General features: G+C 56.5%; 14 protein-coding genes. 13 read left to right on the top strand and 1 reads right to left on the bottom strand.

Annotated features, from left to right (window positions below):
* Positions 1-102: 102 nt before the first annotated feature.
* On the bottom strand, positions 103-906 hold the full coding sequence (radC, locus tag A3OI_RS0103050; RefSeq protein WP_218185806.1) for a RadC family protein: 804 nt from the start codon (positions 904-906) through the stop codon (positions 103-105).
* Positions 907-1,081: 175 nt separating this feature from the next.
* Here radC and coaBC point away from each other — a divergent pair, with 175 nt between their 5' ends.
* The 13 genes from coaBC (at position 1,082) to A3OI_RS0102965 (ending at position 14,894) form a co-directional block, all read left to right on the top strand.
* Positions 1,082-2,323 (top strand): bifunctional phosphopantothenoylcysteine decarboxylase/phosphopantothenate--cysteine ligase CoaBC, encoded by a 1,242-nt coding sequence (gene coaBC / locus A3OI_RS0103045; RefSeq protein ID WP_018402871.1) that lies wholly within the window; start codon positions 1,082-1,084, stop codon positions 2,321-2,323.
* Positions 2,320-2,781: a dUTP diphosphatase gene (gene dut, locus A3OI_RS0103040; RefSeq protein ID WP_018402870.1), complete on the top strand. Its 462-nt coding sequence runs from the start codon at positions 2,320-2,322 to the stop codon at positions 2,779-2,781. The genes coaBC and dut overlap by 4 nt, the downstream gene beginning before the upstream one ends.
* Before the next feature lie 136 nt (positions 2,782-2,917).
* Positions 2,918-5,566: a phosphomannomutase/phosphoglucomutase gene (locus tag A3OI_RS24385; protein WP_018402869.1), complete on the top strand. Its 2,649-nt coding sequence runs from the start codon at positions 2,918-2,920 to the stop codon at positions 5,564-5,566.
* A gap of 44 nt (positions 5,567-5,610) precedes the next feature.
* On the top strand, positions 5,611-6,507 hold the full coding sequence (gene argB / locus A3OI_RS0103030) for an acetylglutamate kinase (protein ID WP_007348378.1): 897 nt from the start codon (positions 5,611-5,613) through the stop codon (positions 6,505-6,507).
* A gap of 37 nt (positions 6,508-6,544) precedes the next feature.
* Positions 6,545-6,691 carry a hypothetical protein gene (locus A3OI_RS22540; protein WP_155903004.1) on the top strand — a complete coding sequence of 49 codons (147 nt, stop codon included), beginning with the start codon at positions 6,545-6,547 and terminating at the stop codon, positions 6,689-6,691.
* Positions 6,688-7,038: a M20/M25/M40 family metallo-hydrolase gene (locus tag A3OI_RS0103020; protein ID WP_018402868.1), complete on the top strand. Its 351-nt coding sequence runs from the start codon at positions 6,688-6,690 to the stop codon at positions 7,036-7,038. The genes A3OI_RS22540 and A3OI_RS0103020 overlap by 4 nt, the downstream gene beginning before the upstream one ends.
* A 25-nt stretch (positions 7,039-7,063) precedes the next feature.
* Positions 7,064-8,371: an amino-acid N-acetyltransferase gene (argA, locus tag A3OI_RS0103015; protein WP_018402867.1), complete on the top strand. Its 1,308-nt coding sequence runs from the start codon at positions 7,064-7,066 to the stop codon at positions 8,369-8,371.
* Between the two features lie 67 nt (positions 8,372-8,438).
* Positions 8,439-9,953 carry a sigma-54-dependent transcriptional regulator gene (locus tag A3OI_RS0103010; RefSeq protein ID WP_018402866.1) on the top strand — a complete coding sequence of 505 codons (1,515 nt, stop codon included), beginning with the start codon at positions 8,439-8,441 and terminating at the stop codon, positions 9,951-9,953.
* Between the two features lie 140 nt (positions 9,954-10,093).
* Positions 10,094-10,717, top strand: a complete 624-nt coding sequence (locus A3OI_RS0103005) for a hypothetical protein (RefSeq protein WP_018402865.1) — start codon at positions 10,094-10,096, stop codon at positions 10,715-10,717.
* Positions 10,718-11,121: 404 nt separating this feature from the next.
* Positions 11,122-11,340, top strand: a complete 219-nt coding sequence (gvpA, locus tag A3OI_RS0103000) for a gas vesicle structural protein GvpA (RefSeq protein ID WP_018402864.1) — start codon at positions 11,122-11,124, stop codon at positions 11,338-11,340.
* A gap of 80 nt (positions 11,341-11,420) precedes the next feature.
* A complete protein-coding gene (locus tag A3OI_RS0102995; RefSeq protein WP_018402863.1) occupies positions 11,421-11,663 on the top strand; it encodes a hypothetical protein in 243 nt (80 codons plus the stop codon).
* Positions 11,664-12,469: 806 nt separating this feature from the next.
* The gene (gvpN, locus tag A3OI_RS0102980; RefSeq protein WP_018402861.1) at positions 12,470-13,459 is read left to right on the top strand and encodes a gas vesicle protein GvpN; all 990 of its coding nucleotides are present in this window, start codon (positions 12,470-12,472) and stop codon (positions 13,457-13,459) included.
* A gap of 1,063 nt (positions 13,460-14,522) precedes the next feature.
* A complete protein-coding gene (locus A3OI_RS0102965) occupies positions 14,523-14,894 on the top strand; it encodes a hypothetical protein (RefSeq protein WP_018402858.1) in 372 nt (123 codons plus the stop codon).
* Positions 14,895-14,985: the final 91 nt, after the last annotated feature.

The raw sequence follows: 14,985 nt of genomic DNA, 5'->3' as shown, positions 1-14,985 counted from the left end.
GCCAGACGCCGCCAGAAAGGGACGCTTTTATACCAGAACTGGCAGCCCAACGCAAAAAATTGTTGGGAAATTGTTCAATTTCCGAGCTTGGCTAACCCAAGTCTACATCAAACCCCGTTCTGCTAGTGATATTACCTCACCGTGGCCCACAACCATATGGTCAAGAACCCTGATATCCACCAGCGCCAGAGCGTCTTTAAGGCGCTTGGTCAGTGCGATGTCGGCTTGACTGGGCTCGGCGACACCGCTTGGGTGATTGTGGGCAAATATAACCGCTGCTGCGTTGTCTTCCAACGCCTGGCGCACCACCTCCCGCGGGTACACCGCGGCGCCGTCAATGGTGCCGCGGAACAGCTCGCGATAATGGATTACCCGGTGCCGGTTATCCAGAAACAGGGCGGCGAAGACTTCGTGCGGGTAAGTGCCAAGGCGGCTGGCCAGAAAGCGCCGGGTATCTTCGGGGGATTTTAATGGAGCGCCTTGGCGCAGAGGTTCGTCCGTTACCCGCCGTGCCATTTCCATGGCTGCCTGCATTTGCGCGTACTTGGCGGTACCCAGGCCTTTTACGCTGCAGAACTGACGGCTGGATGCGGTCATCAGGCTGCGTAATCCGCCAAAGGTTTCTAAAAGATACCTGGCCATTTCCATTACGGGCATACCGCGGGTGCCGGTACGCAGGAATATGGCCAGTAGCTCTGCGTCTGACAAAGACCCTGCGCCGTGGGCCATCAAGCGCTCACGGGGGCGTTCATCAATGGGCCATAATGCTGCAAATGGCGCAGCCCCTGCGCTGGCGAACGGTGCTGCAGCGCTGTCTGCTACCGCTGAGGTTGCCTTGGTAGGTGGCACCCGAGGGGTCTCTGTAGAGGGTTTAACGGAACTGGATGTCGCCTGGGGCTTTCTCATGATTGCATCCTTGCAAATGAAAGGGCGGCTGGCTCGAACCGCCGCTTATGGGAACTGGTTCCAGATTACTGGAAAAAAAGTGCGCTGGTAAGCCGGGCGTACTCAGCGGCGGGCTGTCTGTGGCGCTGTGGCGTGATATGTTACGGCTTTTGCAACGCATGAGGACAAAGCCCCTATGGCTGGCACACAAATTCTTGTTGGCGTTACCGGCGGCATCGCGGCTTATAAAACGGCGGAACTGGTGCGGCTGTTAAAAAAAGCGGGGCATTCGGTGCAGGTGGTGATGACCCGTGGCGCTGAAGCTTTTGTGACTCCGCTGACGTTTCAGGCGTTGAGCGGGCAACCGGTGCGTACCTCGTTGCTAGACCCGGAAGCCGAGGCTGGCATGGGCCACATTGAGCTGGCGAAATGGGCGCAACGGATCATCGTGGCCCCGGCCTCGGCAGACTTTATGGCGCGTCTGGCGGCGGGCATGGCCGATGATCTGCTGGCTACGGTGTGCAGTGCTGCCGAGGTGCCCATTGCCCTGGTGCCGGCGATGAATCAGGCCATGTGGGCTAATCATCGCACCCAGCGGGTGGTGCAGCTGTTACAAGCGGACCCCCAGATTCGCCTGTGGGGACCGGCAGAAGGCCAGCAGGCCTGCGGTGATAACGGCCCGGGGCGGATGCTGGAACCAGAGCAGATCATGCAGGCGCTGGCTCAGGAACAAGCGCAAATCGATAATAGCGCCGGCGGTGTGTTGGCTGGCAAGCGCCTGGTGATCACCGCTGGGCCAACCCGTGAACCTATTGATCCAATACGCTATATCAGCAATCACAGCTCTGGCAAAATGGGCTACGCTATGGCCATAGCCGCGCATGCTGCCGGCGCTGAGGTTGTGCTGGTCAGCGGGCCGGTGAACCTGCCTCCGCCCGCGGGTATAAAACTGCGCTCGGTGATGACCGCAGAACAAATGCTTGAAACGACTATGGCGGCGGTTGATGAGGGTTGTGATCTTTTTATCGCCACCGCTGCGGTGGCTGACTATCGCCCGCAGGATTATGCCAGCGACAAACTCAAGAAATCCGCCGCCCAGATGACGCTGGCGCTGGTGCGTAACCCGGACACTCTGGCAACCGTAGCCGCGCGGGCAGACGCGCCATTTACCGTGGGTTTTGCAGCGGAAACCAATAACGTTGCCCGCTATGCCATCAGCAAGATGCGCAAAAAGGGCCTGGATATGATTGTGGCCAATGATGTGTCGGTACCTGGCCTGGGCTTTAACAGCGACAACAACGCCGTCAGCGTATTCACCGCCACCGACCAGGTCCACCTTGGACCCTGTGCCAAGCAGCAGATTGCGCACGAACTGGTGGCGCTGATTGCGCCGCGCCTGAATGCACTCCAAAATAATTCTGACCGGAAACCTTCATGACCCGCAAAAAACTTCAGATTCGTGTATTGGATGAGCGTATTGGCCAAAGCATAGGGTTTCCCGCCTATGCCACCGATGGCTCTGCGGGCCTGGATTTACGTGCCTGTCTGTCGCAGCCTCTAGTGCTGGAACCGGGCGATACCCAGCTGATTGGTACTGGCTTGGCGATTCACATTGCGGATCCAGATCTGGCTGCGCTGATACTCCCGCGCAGCGGCCTGGGCCACAAACACGGCATTGTGCTAGGCAACCTTGTGGGCCTGATTGATTCCGACTACCAGGGCGAGTTGATGGTGTCTTGCTGGAACCGCGGCCAAACCCGGTTTACTGTTGAGCCCGGAGAACGCCTGGCGCAACTGGTGCTGGTACCGGTAGTGCAAGCTGAATTTGAAGTGGTTGATGAGTTCGACAGCAGCCACCGGGGTACGGGTGGGTTTGGTTCAACCGGCCGCAACTAGCGTTGGTGATTGGCAACAGCGCCCCAAAGTAGCTGCGTTGCAGCTATACTTTGCGAATTAGCTCAGCGAGACCGTCGCAATTACCAGGCCCGCAAGTGAGTGTGAGCCGGAACAATGACAAACGCAGGAAAAATCCATGAAGCTGGGCAAAAAGAAGACCCCGGACAGTCAGGCCCCGGACCATTCTGAGGATGCCAAGCCCTCGATGCGGGCAAAAAAAACGTCTGCCAAATCCGATAAGGACGCAGGTTCGGCGAACCGTATGCGAACACTGGGCAGTGTCGCTCTGAGCCAGGCATTGATTGTTGTTGTTGCCACTGCGCTGGCTTTGGCCCTGGTTTTTTTCCTGATTTTGCAGCCGGCGAGTGAGCAACAGTTCGAGGTAACGGCCCAGGCGGCAGCTGACAACGCCGCAAGCCGGGTTAACGGCTACCTGTCGCTGTTACAGCAAAGCGTGCAGGGCCTGGCAACGCAGCCCGGCCTTGTCGATACCGTCAGCAGTGGCGGCGATCTGTTGCAGGCTGCGAAGCAGTTACAAAACAGCTTGCCCGGTGTCGCCGCCGTTTATGTATTTCCACGTCGTGCCATCCCGCGCTCGGCCACCAACGACCCGATGCTGGGCTTTGCCGGTCTGGAGCTGGCGCGCAAGGCGGAAACCGGGCGGCCGCTTTTTCCGGACGCTTTCCCTCGCGACAACCGCTGGTTCATCCATCTGGCCGCGCCGGTAAAAATGTCGGGCGACAATCCCGTAGCCGGCACTTTGTTAATGGTGTTTGACGCCACCAGTCTGCAGTCCCTGCTGGCAGGTCGCCAGAATAACGGCGCCCTGGCGCTGCGCCAGACCGTATCAGGAACGACCAGCATCTTGTTAAGTCAAGGCAGCGGCGGCGGAGAGCCTCGCGTTGTGACCCTGAAAAATCCGGATTGGAGCATTGCGTACACGCCCGCAGGGCAGGCGAAAATGCCGATAAATATTCTGTTGGCAGCGCTACTGCTGGCGGTTCCGCTGCTGGTCGCAGCTATTGTTGTGTGGGTATTGCTTAACAGTGCCCGGCGCTCGCTACGCCAAGACACTACCCTGGTTATCGAATGGGCTCACAAAGCTTACTCTGGTGAGCGCAGCAAGTTACCGGCTTTGCACTGGGATGCAGTCGCGTCGATCGCCGAGGTGCTTTATCGGCTGTCCCAGGTAGTGGAAAAGCGTGTCAGCAAGGCCGGTGAAGGCGCCCGCCCGGCAGCTGCGGGTAAAAAACGCCCCACTGCAGAGGCTGAACCACTGTTCCAAGCTAAAGACCTGCCCGATGTGGATATGCTTGATGGCGACGAAGACGTTCTGGGTTTTGGCGCTGTGTCTGCCGAACCGTTGTTTGGTGCCGACGCCCTGCCTGATGTAGAAGAGCTGGACCAGGCACCGGAGCTGTCAGCGGACATTTTCCGTGCTTACGACATCCGCGGCATTGTTGACGAAACCCTGACCGAAGCCGGTGTTGAACTGATCGGTCGGGCGATTGGTTCGGAGGCTTTGGCACGGGGCGTTAGCGCTCTGTGCGTGGGTTGTGACGGTCGCCATTCCAGCCCTGGGCTGGCAGACGCGGTTGCTCGGGGGCTGATGGCCAGTGGGTGCGATGTTATACACGTTGGCGCAGTGCCCACTCCGGTGTTGTATTTCGCCACCCACCAGCTTGATACGGGCTCCGGTGTCATGGTCACCGGGAGTCATAACCCGTCCAACTACAACGGCCTGAAGATCATGCTTGGCGGTGAAACCCTGTCTGGCGATGCCATCAAATCCCTGCATCAGCGCATTCTTAACGGGAACCTGGCTCAGGGTACCGGCAGCCAGTCGTCGGAAGACGTAAGGCGTGCCTATCTGGATACCATTGTTGGCGACATTGCCGTTGCCGCGCCGCTGAAAGTGGTGGTAGACGCCGGTAACGGCATCGCCGGCGAGCTGGGCCCTATGCTGATTGACGAGCTGGGCTGTGACGTTATCCCGCTGTATTGCGATGTTGACGGCGACTTCCCCAACCACCACCCGGATCCGGGCAAACCCGAGAATTTGCGGGACCTGATCGCCAAGGTTGAACAGGAAGGCGCTGATTTGGGTATTGCCTTTGATGGCGATGGTGACCGCATTGGCGTGGTGACTAACCGCGGCCGCATTATCTGGCCTGACCGCCTGTTGATGCTGTTTGCCCGTGATGTGGTGTCACGCAACCCCGGTGCCGACGTGTTGTACGACGTGAAATGCAGCCGTCGCCTTGCAGGGGTGATATCCCAGGCTGGCGGCCGGCCCGTCATGTGGAAAACCGGACATTCGCTGATGAAAGCCAAAATGCGGGAAACCGGCGCTTTGCTGGCCGGGGAGATGAGCGGTCACATATTTTTTGCCGAACGCTGGTACGGTTTTGATGACGGCCTTTACGCCGCTGCGCGTTTATTGGAGATTCTCGGTATTGAAGACCGCTACAGCGACGTAGTGTTCGAGGATTTCCCCGAGGACATCAGCACGCCGGAGCTGAATATCGAGGTCACCGAAGCGTCTAAATTCGGCATTGTTGAGCGTTTGAGTGCTCAGGGTGAATTTGGCGACGGCAGTATCAGCACGATTGACGGGGTGCGGGTGGAGTATGGCGACGGCTGGGGCCTGTGCCGGGCTTCCAATACCACACCGGCGCTGGTGCTGCGTTTTGAAGCAGAATCCGAAGAGGCGCTGGCGCGCATCAAAACCGTGTTTCGTGAGCAGCTTCGGCAAGTGGCACCAGAGCTGAATATCACATTCTGAACCCTCGTGGTGACATCCGAATTTTATAACAGTAAGGCAAAAGCATGTCGTTGAATCGTGAAACAGCCGTTCAGGTAGCGTCAGTACTCAGCAAGGGGCTACCCTATATCCAGCGCTTTACCGGTAAGACCGTGGTCATCAAATACGGCGGCAACGCCATGGAAAACGAGGACCTTAAAAGCAGCTTTGCCCGTGATGTGGTGTTGATGAAGTTGGTGGGTATCAACCCCATTGTAGTGCACGGCGGCGGGCCGCAGATTGGTGAGTTGCTGGCGCGATTAAATATCGAGTCACGCTTTGTGAACGGTATGCGGGTGACCGACGCCCAGACGATGGACGTGGTTGAAATGGTGCTTGGCGGCCAGGTTAATAAGGAAATTGTGTCGCTGATCAACGCCGAGGGCGGCACGGCCATTGGCTTGACCGGAAAAGACGCCAATTTGATCCGCGCCCGAAAACTGGAAGTGGTTGATCGCAGCCCGGAGCTGGAGCGCCCCGAAATTATCGATATCGGCCGTGTGGGTGAAGTGGTCAGTGTGAACGTGAGCGTTATTGACATGCTCACCCGCGGCAACGTGATACCGGTTATTGCCCCCATCGGCGTTGGCCCGGATGGCAAGTCTTACAACATCAACGCCGACCTGGTGGCCGGCAAAGTGGCTGAAGCCATGAAAGCCGAAAAACTCATTCTTCTGACCAACGTTTCCGGTTTGAAAAGCAAAGATGGCAAGGTGCTGACCGGTTTGACCGCCAGCCAGGTCAACGACCTGATTGAAGACGGTACCATCCACGGTGGCATGTTGCCGAAAATACGTTGCGCTCTAAGTGCGGTTGAAAACGGCGTGCGCACGTCGCACATTATTGACGGCCGTGTGGCCAATGCCTGCCTGCTGGAAATCTTCACCGACGAAGGTGTGGGTACCTTGATCTCCAGGAACTGATCTCTAAAAACGGATCCTATGTGCAAGGAGTGAAGGCATGAAACGCCTGTTGTTATGGCTGCTGATTTTAACCGTTTTGGCCTGGGCCGGTTACAAGGGCGGCGTCTGGTGGCCGGCGGCGAAGTGGGATTCCAGTAATCGTGGTGTGATTGATTTGCTACCGCCGACGAGGAGAGCTCGATGAATGGCGCTCGCGCTCTGCGCCAGGCCATTTTAGAAAAGATAGCGCCAGTGACCAATGAGCGCGGCCTGAAGCTCAAGTTTGAACCATTATTTGACGGCGTGCCGCCGTTTGAAACAGCAGCGGATGCCGCTCTGGTTGCGGCCTGCGAAAAACTCACTGGCCACACCGCAGGATCGGTCGCCTTCGCCACAGAGGCGCCGTGGATGCAGCGCTTGGGTCTGGAAACTCTGGTTATGGGCCCCGGCTCTATTGACCAGGCTCACCAGCCCGACGAGTTTCTGGCGCAATCACAGGTTGCACCGACCGTTAACATTCTGCGTCAGCTTGTGAGGCAGTTTTGTTTGTAATATTCCTTTTGCCCGGAGATTTGAATTGAACGCCAACGGCTGGTTGCACGGCTTTCGCCATTCGTCGCCTTACATTAATGCACACCGCGGCCGTACCGTGGTACTGACCCTGCCGGGCGATGCCATCAGCCAGGAAAATTTCATCAATATCGTTCACGATATTGCCTTGCTGAGCAGCTTGGGCGTGCGATTAGTCGTAGCGTTCGGTGCCCGCTCCCAGATACAACAGCGGCTGCAAGACGCCGGCCTTGAATCCACCTTTGCCCGCGGCTTGCGGGTAACCACCGAACAGCAATTGCCGCTGGTGATGGAAGCCATAGGCGGATTGCGGGCATACATTGAGAGCCAGTTGTCTATGGGCCTTGTCAGTTCGCCCATGCACAATGCCCGCATACGGGTGTGCAGTGGCAACTATGTGACCGCTAAACCGGTTGGCGTATTAGACGGTGTCGATTTTGGTTATACCGGCAAGGTTCGGCGCGTTGATGTTTCCGGTATCGAAAAGCTGCTCGACCAAGGCCAGATCGTGTTGTTGCCACCCATGGGTTTCTCCCCCACCGGTGACGTTTTTAATCTATCCTACGAAGACGTTGGAAGCCAGGTTGCGGCCGCTTTGCGCGCTGAAAAGCTGATGATATTTATCGACGCCTCAGGCCTGTTGACGGCGGACGGCACGCTGGTGCGTGAATTATCTGCGGCTCAGGCAGCCGACCAGTTGAGTGCTGGCCAGGTGACAGGCCACGATGCAGAGCTGCTAAAGGCGGCGTGCGTTGCCTGTGTCAAGGGCGTGCGCCGCGCTCACATCATCAGCTATCTGGATGACGGTGCGCTGCTCAAGGAGCTGTTTACCCGTGACGGTTCCGGTACTCTGGTCAGTGGCGACACTTACGAGCAGATCCGAGCTGCCAGGGTAGAAGACGTGGGCGGTATTACCAATCTGATTTATCCGCTGGAAGAGCAGGGCATTCTGGTGCGGCGCTCGCCAGAAATGCTGGAAACCGAAATTAGCCGTTTTGTGGTGGCCGAACGCGACGGCACCATTGTTGGGTGCGCCGCGCTATACCCTTATGGCCAGGATGACGCTGGCGAGCTGTCCTGTTTTGCAGTAGACCCCAATTACCGCCGCGCAGGACGCGGCGATGAACTACTGGCGATGATTGAACAGCAGGCTCGTGCTCAGGGTTTTCAGCGCCTGTTTGTGCTGACCACGCAAACCGAGCACTGGTTTCGCGAACGCGATTTCAAAGCGATGCCGGTACAGTCGCTGCCGGGCCCGAGACTGGCGGTTTACAACACCCAGCGCAACTCCAAAGTTTTTTGTAAAGCTCTTTGAGCCTGACAGAGGGGGATAGTCAAAGCGCCCTCAGGGCGCGGCTACAATAACGAAAATGAGGGATCACATGACTGACGCGATCACGGTTCTCATAGTGGACGACATGGAGGACGCCCGCTGGGCCCTTTCCACCTTCGTTCGGAAAGTGGGCTTTGTGCCGCTGCAGGCGGAGACCGGAAGAGACGCACTGGCGACCCTGTCAACGCAGAGGGTTGATGCAGTGTTGCTCGATGTTCGTATGCCTGATCTGAGCGGCCATGAGGTGCTGGAGCAAATCCGCAAACAGCATGACACCCCTGTGATTATGCTCACAGGCTACGGGGATACTCAGGATGCGGCGGCGTCACTCAGGCGCGGCGCCAATGACTACGTAACCAAGCCTTATGACCATCAGTTGCTCGAACGCAGCTTGCGGCGCGTACTAGCGAAGCCGGTGCCTTGGCTCGAGCCAGAAAGTAGATCGGTGCCACGCGTTTTGATGCAACCGGAAGAGGCAGAGACACTGGCGTGCCTGATTGAGTCCATGGGGGTGGGGACTAAAGCCCAGAGAGTTATTCATGCCGTGAAACACGTCGCCCCGACCGATTTGACGGTCTTATTACATGGGGAAACGGGGACCGGAAAGGAGCTTGTGTCCCGGGCCATCCATGACCTCAGTTCCCAGAGGGCCGGGCCGTTTATCGTGCTGGACTGCGGCGCCATCCCCGAGTCGCTGATCGAGTCCGAGCTCTTTGGGCATAAGAAAGGGGCGTTCACTGGGGCTGTTGAATCCCACCCTGGAGTGTTCGACCTAGCCCAGGGGGGAACCCTTTTCCTCGACGAAATCAGCAGTCTTCCGCTGCTGATGCAGACCCGTCTCATGCGGGTCGTCGAGGCCCGGGAGTTTCGAAGGATTGGCGGAACGCACACGCGCCGGCTAACGGCCCGAATCATTGCAGCGAGCAATGTGAGTCTCGTACAGATGATTCAAAAGAAGGAATTCCGTTCGGATTTCTATTACCGGCTAAACGAATACCCTGTAGTTCTTCCACCCCTGCGCGAACGCAAAGAGGATATCCCCGATCTGGTCCGACACTTCTTGGACATTGAGCGCCGAGAACACCGCACGTCCGTCACCGGCATTTCGGAAGAAGGACTCGATTTACTCCAGCATCAAGACTGGCCGGGCAATGTCCGCGAACTGCGCAATGCGATTCGCCACGCGCTGGTGCTGAATATGGATCAAAACGGCATGGTTACCGCTGATGCGATCTCCCAACACTTCGGGCTATCCCCCAACACTTCGGGCTATCCCCGTGACCTTGGTCCAACACCCACACCGCAGACTTCCCGTAGCTTGTGCGACGCATCGTGTCCGCTCCACCTGAACGCCTTCCCGCAAGGGCCGGACGGACAGGTTCCGTTTAAGGATATCATCGACGCGGTACGCCACTCTGCAGAACGACAGATATTGTCCCGGATGTTGGAGCAGACAAATAACAACAAGGCATTGGCCGCACGCCTACTTCAGATCGATTACAAGACGCTTTGCAGTAAATTGAAGTTTCACAAGATTTTAGGGAAACGCGATGCCCCTGTTTAACGTACGATATAGCCATCGAATTTTGCCACTTTTTTTGCTGAGCCGCATACTGGCGTTTCTTAAATTTCCTCTCGTATAAAAGAGCCCTTCAAATTTCTTTCGAATCCAAGCCCACCCGTAAACACATAAGGGAATTTGCCATGCGATTGCTTATCCTAGTCCCCATTATTCATACAGAGCAGGACATGGGGTCCTTCTCCGATCAAGCCAAACAGGAGTACGTGCAAAAGTACGGCTTGACCAAATGGGAGCAGCATCTGGAGGTGATTCACGGACTCTGGACTGGCATTCGTCAGTTGATCTGGCAGTTGATCGAGGCCATGGCCTTGCCGTATGAAAGAATTCGTCTTTACCAGGACGGCTTACCTGAATGTGGACGCGAAGAAGAGCTCGTGAAGGAGGTGGCCGGTCGCGGCAGCAAGAACCATCAATTGCTGCTGGACTTGATGCAAAAAGGGGCCACGTTGATGGGAACCGAATCCTCGGATTTACTGATGCAGGAGCTCACATTGCTCCGCGCCGGACTGGCGGCCCCGTCTGCATCCGAGAAAGCCGATGCCGCGCCGGCGATCGACGAGGGCCGCAAACTCCTGGCCGAACGAGATCACTACATTGCCCAACGCATCAACAACACCTTGTGCGACGACGAGATCGGTTTCCTGTTCCTTGGACTGGCTCACTCGGTGGAAGCGCTTCTGCACCCGGATATACAGGTAAAGCACCTTCTGCCATCACTTAGCGCCAAGGGGGCCAAAACGAAATAGGGGCAACACTCCCGGTAAGCTTTTACCTATTTTTATGTAAAATAGGAGAAATATTCCCTACATCTCAAATTCGAAGCGTGAATGCTTATCCCTCCCCCGTGCTAAGTCACCTGGACACAAGGGCCAAAGAAGCTCGGCACAAGGACAGCGCTCTCCCTGAGTTTGCTGAAGAGTTTTTATAACGTGTTGATTTTTAATTTTTATTTATTATCCTGACTCGTCCAAAACGGACCTGTGCAGACCTTCCCTAATGCGCAAATATCCCCTTGGGAGCGGGGAAGGTTTTCATTCCCCTGCGTTTTGGCACGTAATCTGCTTATACCAAGTGCGGCCGGAAGTTAACCCTATTCCGGCCGTAACACATGGGTTTAGACCCTACAGAAGAAACTTTAGGAGCTATTTAAATGGCGAACGTACAAAAATCAACAGACTCTTCAAGTCTGGCAGAAGTAGTTGACCGTATCTTGGACAAAGGTATTGTCATTGACGCCTGGGTCAAAGTATCTTTGGTCGGCATCGAACTACTGTCGATTGAGCTGCGCGTAGTGATTGCGTCGGTCGAAACTTACCTCAAGTATGCGGAAGCTATTGGCCTCACAGCCAGTGCAGCATCGCCGGCGTAAGGTAGCTCAGTAATGGTTGCCCGACCGAGAGAGGCTTGAGGTCTCTTCCGGTCGGGCGCTTCCTAGGTATCAAAATCTGGATGCTGAAAAACGGGGTATTTGATATGAATAGAGCAAATGATTTGGCGCGATTGCGCGAAGAGATGCAAGTCGGACAGCGCGACCGCGTGGAGTTCGTTGCCGACATAACGAACAGGGTTGCTGAGCTGAGAAAAGAAAATCAGGCGGATAACAAAGAGTTGTTTATCGGGGTTGCTGAGCTGAGAAAAGAAAATCAGGCTCAAAACACGGCCGCCCATGCTGCTTGGTATGGCACAGCGTGAAAACCACGTTGGCTCGGAACGTTAAGCCTGACAAGAGTTGGTTCGGTGGTGCAGAAGCAACATAAAATGAATCAGCCCTTTAGCCAAGGGGCTAAAGGGAGGTGAGTATGAGCAGCGCAGAAAATTTGGGGCGACTCCGCGAGGAGATACAAGCTGGACACCGCGCCCGCACGGAATTCGTGACCAACCTGATGCGAACGGTTGCTGACCTCAGAAAGGGATTCATAGACGAAAACCAGGCCGCTCATGCGGCCTGGTTTGGGCCTACACGGGCACAAATAGCTGTGAAGGAAGTAGAGCGTGTCGCTGCCGCAGCGAAGAAAAAAGGGAAGCCATCAATAAAAAGATCTAGGTCGTTAGACGTCCCTGCTAACGCAAGATAAGTATTGAGGTAATGATGAAAAATGAACTTGGAGTCACAATGGAACATGTTCGCTGCGCTTTTTGTCGAGGCAAGGGAAAGGACCCCTTCGGGATCATGTCCTCTCTCTCTACGTGTTGCGTCTGCGGAGGGAAAGGCACCGTGCAGGTGCAGGCTCCCTACGTGGGGTGCGCACACTGTCAGGGCAGCGGGGCGATCAAGACGCTTACCTGCACGGTCTGCCGCGGCGCAGGGGTAATTCCCGCACCGGCCGGGCCCACAAGGGTCTGCCCGGAGTGCCAGGGCACGGGCGACGATACCTCGGCCTCGGCGATGTGCTGTCTGACGTGCCGTGGTCGGGGCTGGGTCTCTGCGGAATGAGCAAGGCGAATGAGGTTTAAGAGTCAATAAAGAACCGTATAAACAATGATTCAAGGAAATATCAATGAGCAACAATGATACAGGTAAATATAGTGAGGGCATCGAGAAAGTCCAGATAAATGACGATACCATCCTACCTGAGTCCAGTGACGAATTCGTCTTAACGACGCACGTCCAAGAGCTGGCTGACCGCGCCTTGGCCTATCTGGGGGCGGGGTACGCGGTCCACTTTTCCGGCCCGGCGGGAACAGGGAAAACCACCCTTGCGTTCCACATCGCCGCGACGCTTGGCCGGCCAGTCAGCCTCATCCATGGGGATGATGAGTTCGGGAGTTCCGACCTGGTCGGCCGTGAATCCGGCTACAAAAAGAAAAAACTGGTCGACAACTTCATCCATTCCGTGTTGAAGACCGAAGAGGAGATGAAGACCTTGTGGGTGGACAACCGCCTCACCTCCGCCTGCGCGAACGGGGATACCCTGATCTACGACGAGTTCACCCGTTCGCGCCCAGAGGCGAATAACGTGCTCTTGAGCATCCTGTCGGAAAAGATTCTCAGTATGCCAAAGCTCCGCGACTCTGGAGAGGGGTACTTGGAGGTGCACCCGGGCTTCCGGGCCATCTTTACGTCGAATCCGGAGGAGTACGCGGGCGTTCACAATCTCCAGGACGCCCTGATGGACCGGATGGTCACCATCAGGATGGATCACTATGATCGAGAGACAGAGATCCGGATCACTATGGCTAAGTCGGGCATTGGAGAGAAGGATGCCGAGGTCATCGTGGATATCGCGAGGGAGCTGCGCGGTGTCGGCGTAAACAACCACCGCCCGACGATCCGGGGCTGTATCACGATTGCGCGAATTCTCGGTAGCCGCGGGGCGCACGCCCGGTGGAATGACCCTGTCTTTCAGTGGGTCGCCCGGGATGTGTTCGTTAATGCGGAGACGGCCAATGTCACCCGTGAGGGCGAGTCGCTCATGCCTCAGAAGCTGGGTGAGGCGATCCAGAAATTTTGCGGGCCTGCACGGAAACTCGGCAACAGGGCCGAATAGCGATAGTTCTACGAAGCGAAAGGAGTGAAGACATGGCCATACCCAGAAACAATCCTCGAAAAGGATTGCGGAGCATCCGATCGGTAACGGATTTGGTGAGTGAGACGAAAAACCCTCAACGGAAATTCATGAAGCTCGCGATACTGGCGATGGAAAAAGTGCGTCGAGACAACGATAGAGTGAGGGCGCAAGACCGCATTGACGATGTTGACGTCCGCCTAGCGGAAATCGAGGCCGAAACGAAAGTACTCATGCAAATGTGCAACGCCAGTGAAAGCAGCAAGCTCAGCGAGACTCCTACCCCCCCGGGGAAGGTCTCCCCTCGCCAGGCCAGAGGTGGGTTCACGCTCAAGTACTAAAACTAAAATGAGAGTGTAATAATGCTCACGATCAAAAGTATGAAACATATCCGCCAAAGCCGAAACGTCAAGAGTTTCCGCTCGGCCCCTAACGCCACCGGAGTGGCGTTGGCACACCATGACACACAGCGACTCTGCCGTGAAGAAGAGAGACTGATGGTGCACGAGGCGCAGCGCCTCTGGCTCAACAAGCAGTGGCATGGGCATTTTGGACGTGTGGCGGGTCCATTACGTGTGCTCCCGCCCGCGGCCCGCGGCCTACGGACAGAAGGGAGATAGCCAAATGGAATACGCCCAGCAAATTTTGTCCAGGTTGGCAAAAGTCCAAGGGAGAAATTCCCGAAAAAAGCGCTTCGTGGACTCGGTCCCCTGCGCCTTCTGCCGCGGCAGCGGCGAGGATCCGAAGTATGGCAACGCAAGCCGCTGTTCCGTCTGTGGCGCCAGCGGCAAGCTCAAGGTGACCCCGCCCGTGGTCACCTGCCTGAAGTGCCGCGGCTCTGGCCGCGAAGGCAGCGGGATGACCTGTCTATCCTGCAAAGGGCGGGGGGTGGCGTCCGTCTCCAAGGATGCCGGCACCTGCGTCAAATGTTTGGGGACGGGCAAAGACGGAGTGTTTTACTGCACCCCCTGCAAGGGGCAAGGGATCGTATGAGCGCGTAGACAAGCGTCAGGACTGGCAGGCAACTGCAAAGGAAAATTTCAGCATGACAAAGATTCTTGATAGCGTCACCATGGCGCAACCGATACAGCATACAGATACAGATACAGATAAATCTAAATCGGAGGGCCGCCTGCCGGGCATCGCAGAGGTTCAACAGGCGGTCTACGAGTTCTTGAGGCAGCAGCCGGAGGTGTTGGAGGTGCAGGTGACAAAGCTGGTCCAGGTTGATGCCGAGGTGGGATTATGGGAGGCGGAAGCGGACGTCTACCTGCCGAATGAAGCCATACGGGCTTTAGCATTACCAGTCCAGAAGGAAGTGTTCGACTGTAAAGCATACCTGGTTAGGGTAGACCGCGATCTCAACATCGTTGCCTATAGCCTGAGAGACTTGGTGGCGGATAGAACGGTGGAATAGATAATATGAATAACTGTCTGGCTTTTGCGGGCACAGCGTGGGCCTTGATGAAACCTACGACGATTTTGAGGGCGAGGAGCGTGGCCAGACC

This window comes from Marinobacter gelidimuriae (assembly GCF_000372805.1).
Taxonomy (GTDB): Bacteria; Pseudomonadota; Gammaproteobacteria; order Pseudomonadales; family Oleiphilaceae; genus Marinobacter; species Marinobacter gelidimuriae.
Note: the sequence above shows the minus strand (reverse complement) of the source record. Positions and strands in the feature narration are given on the sequence as shown.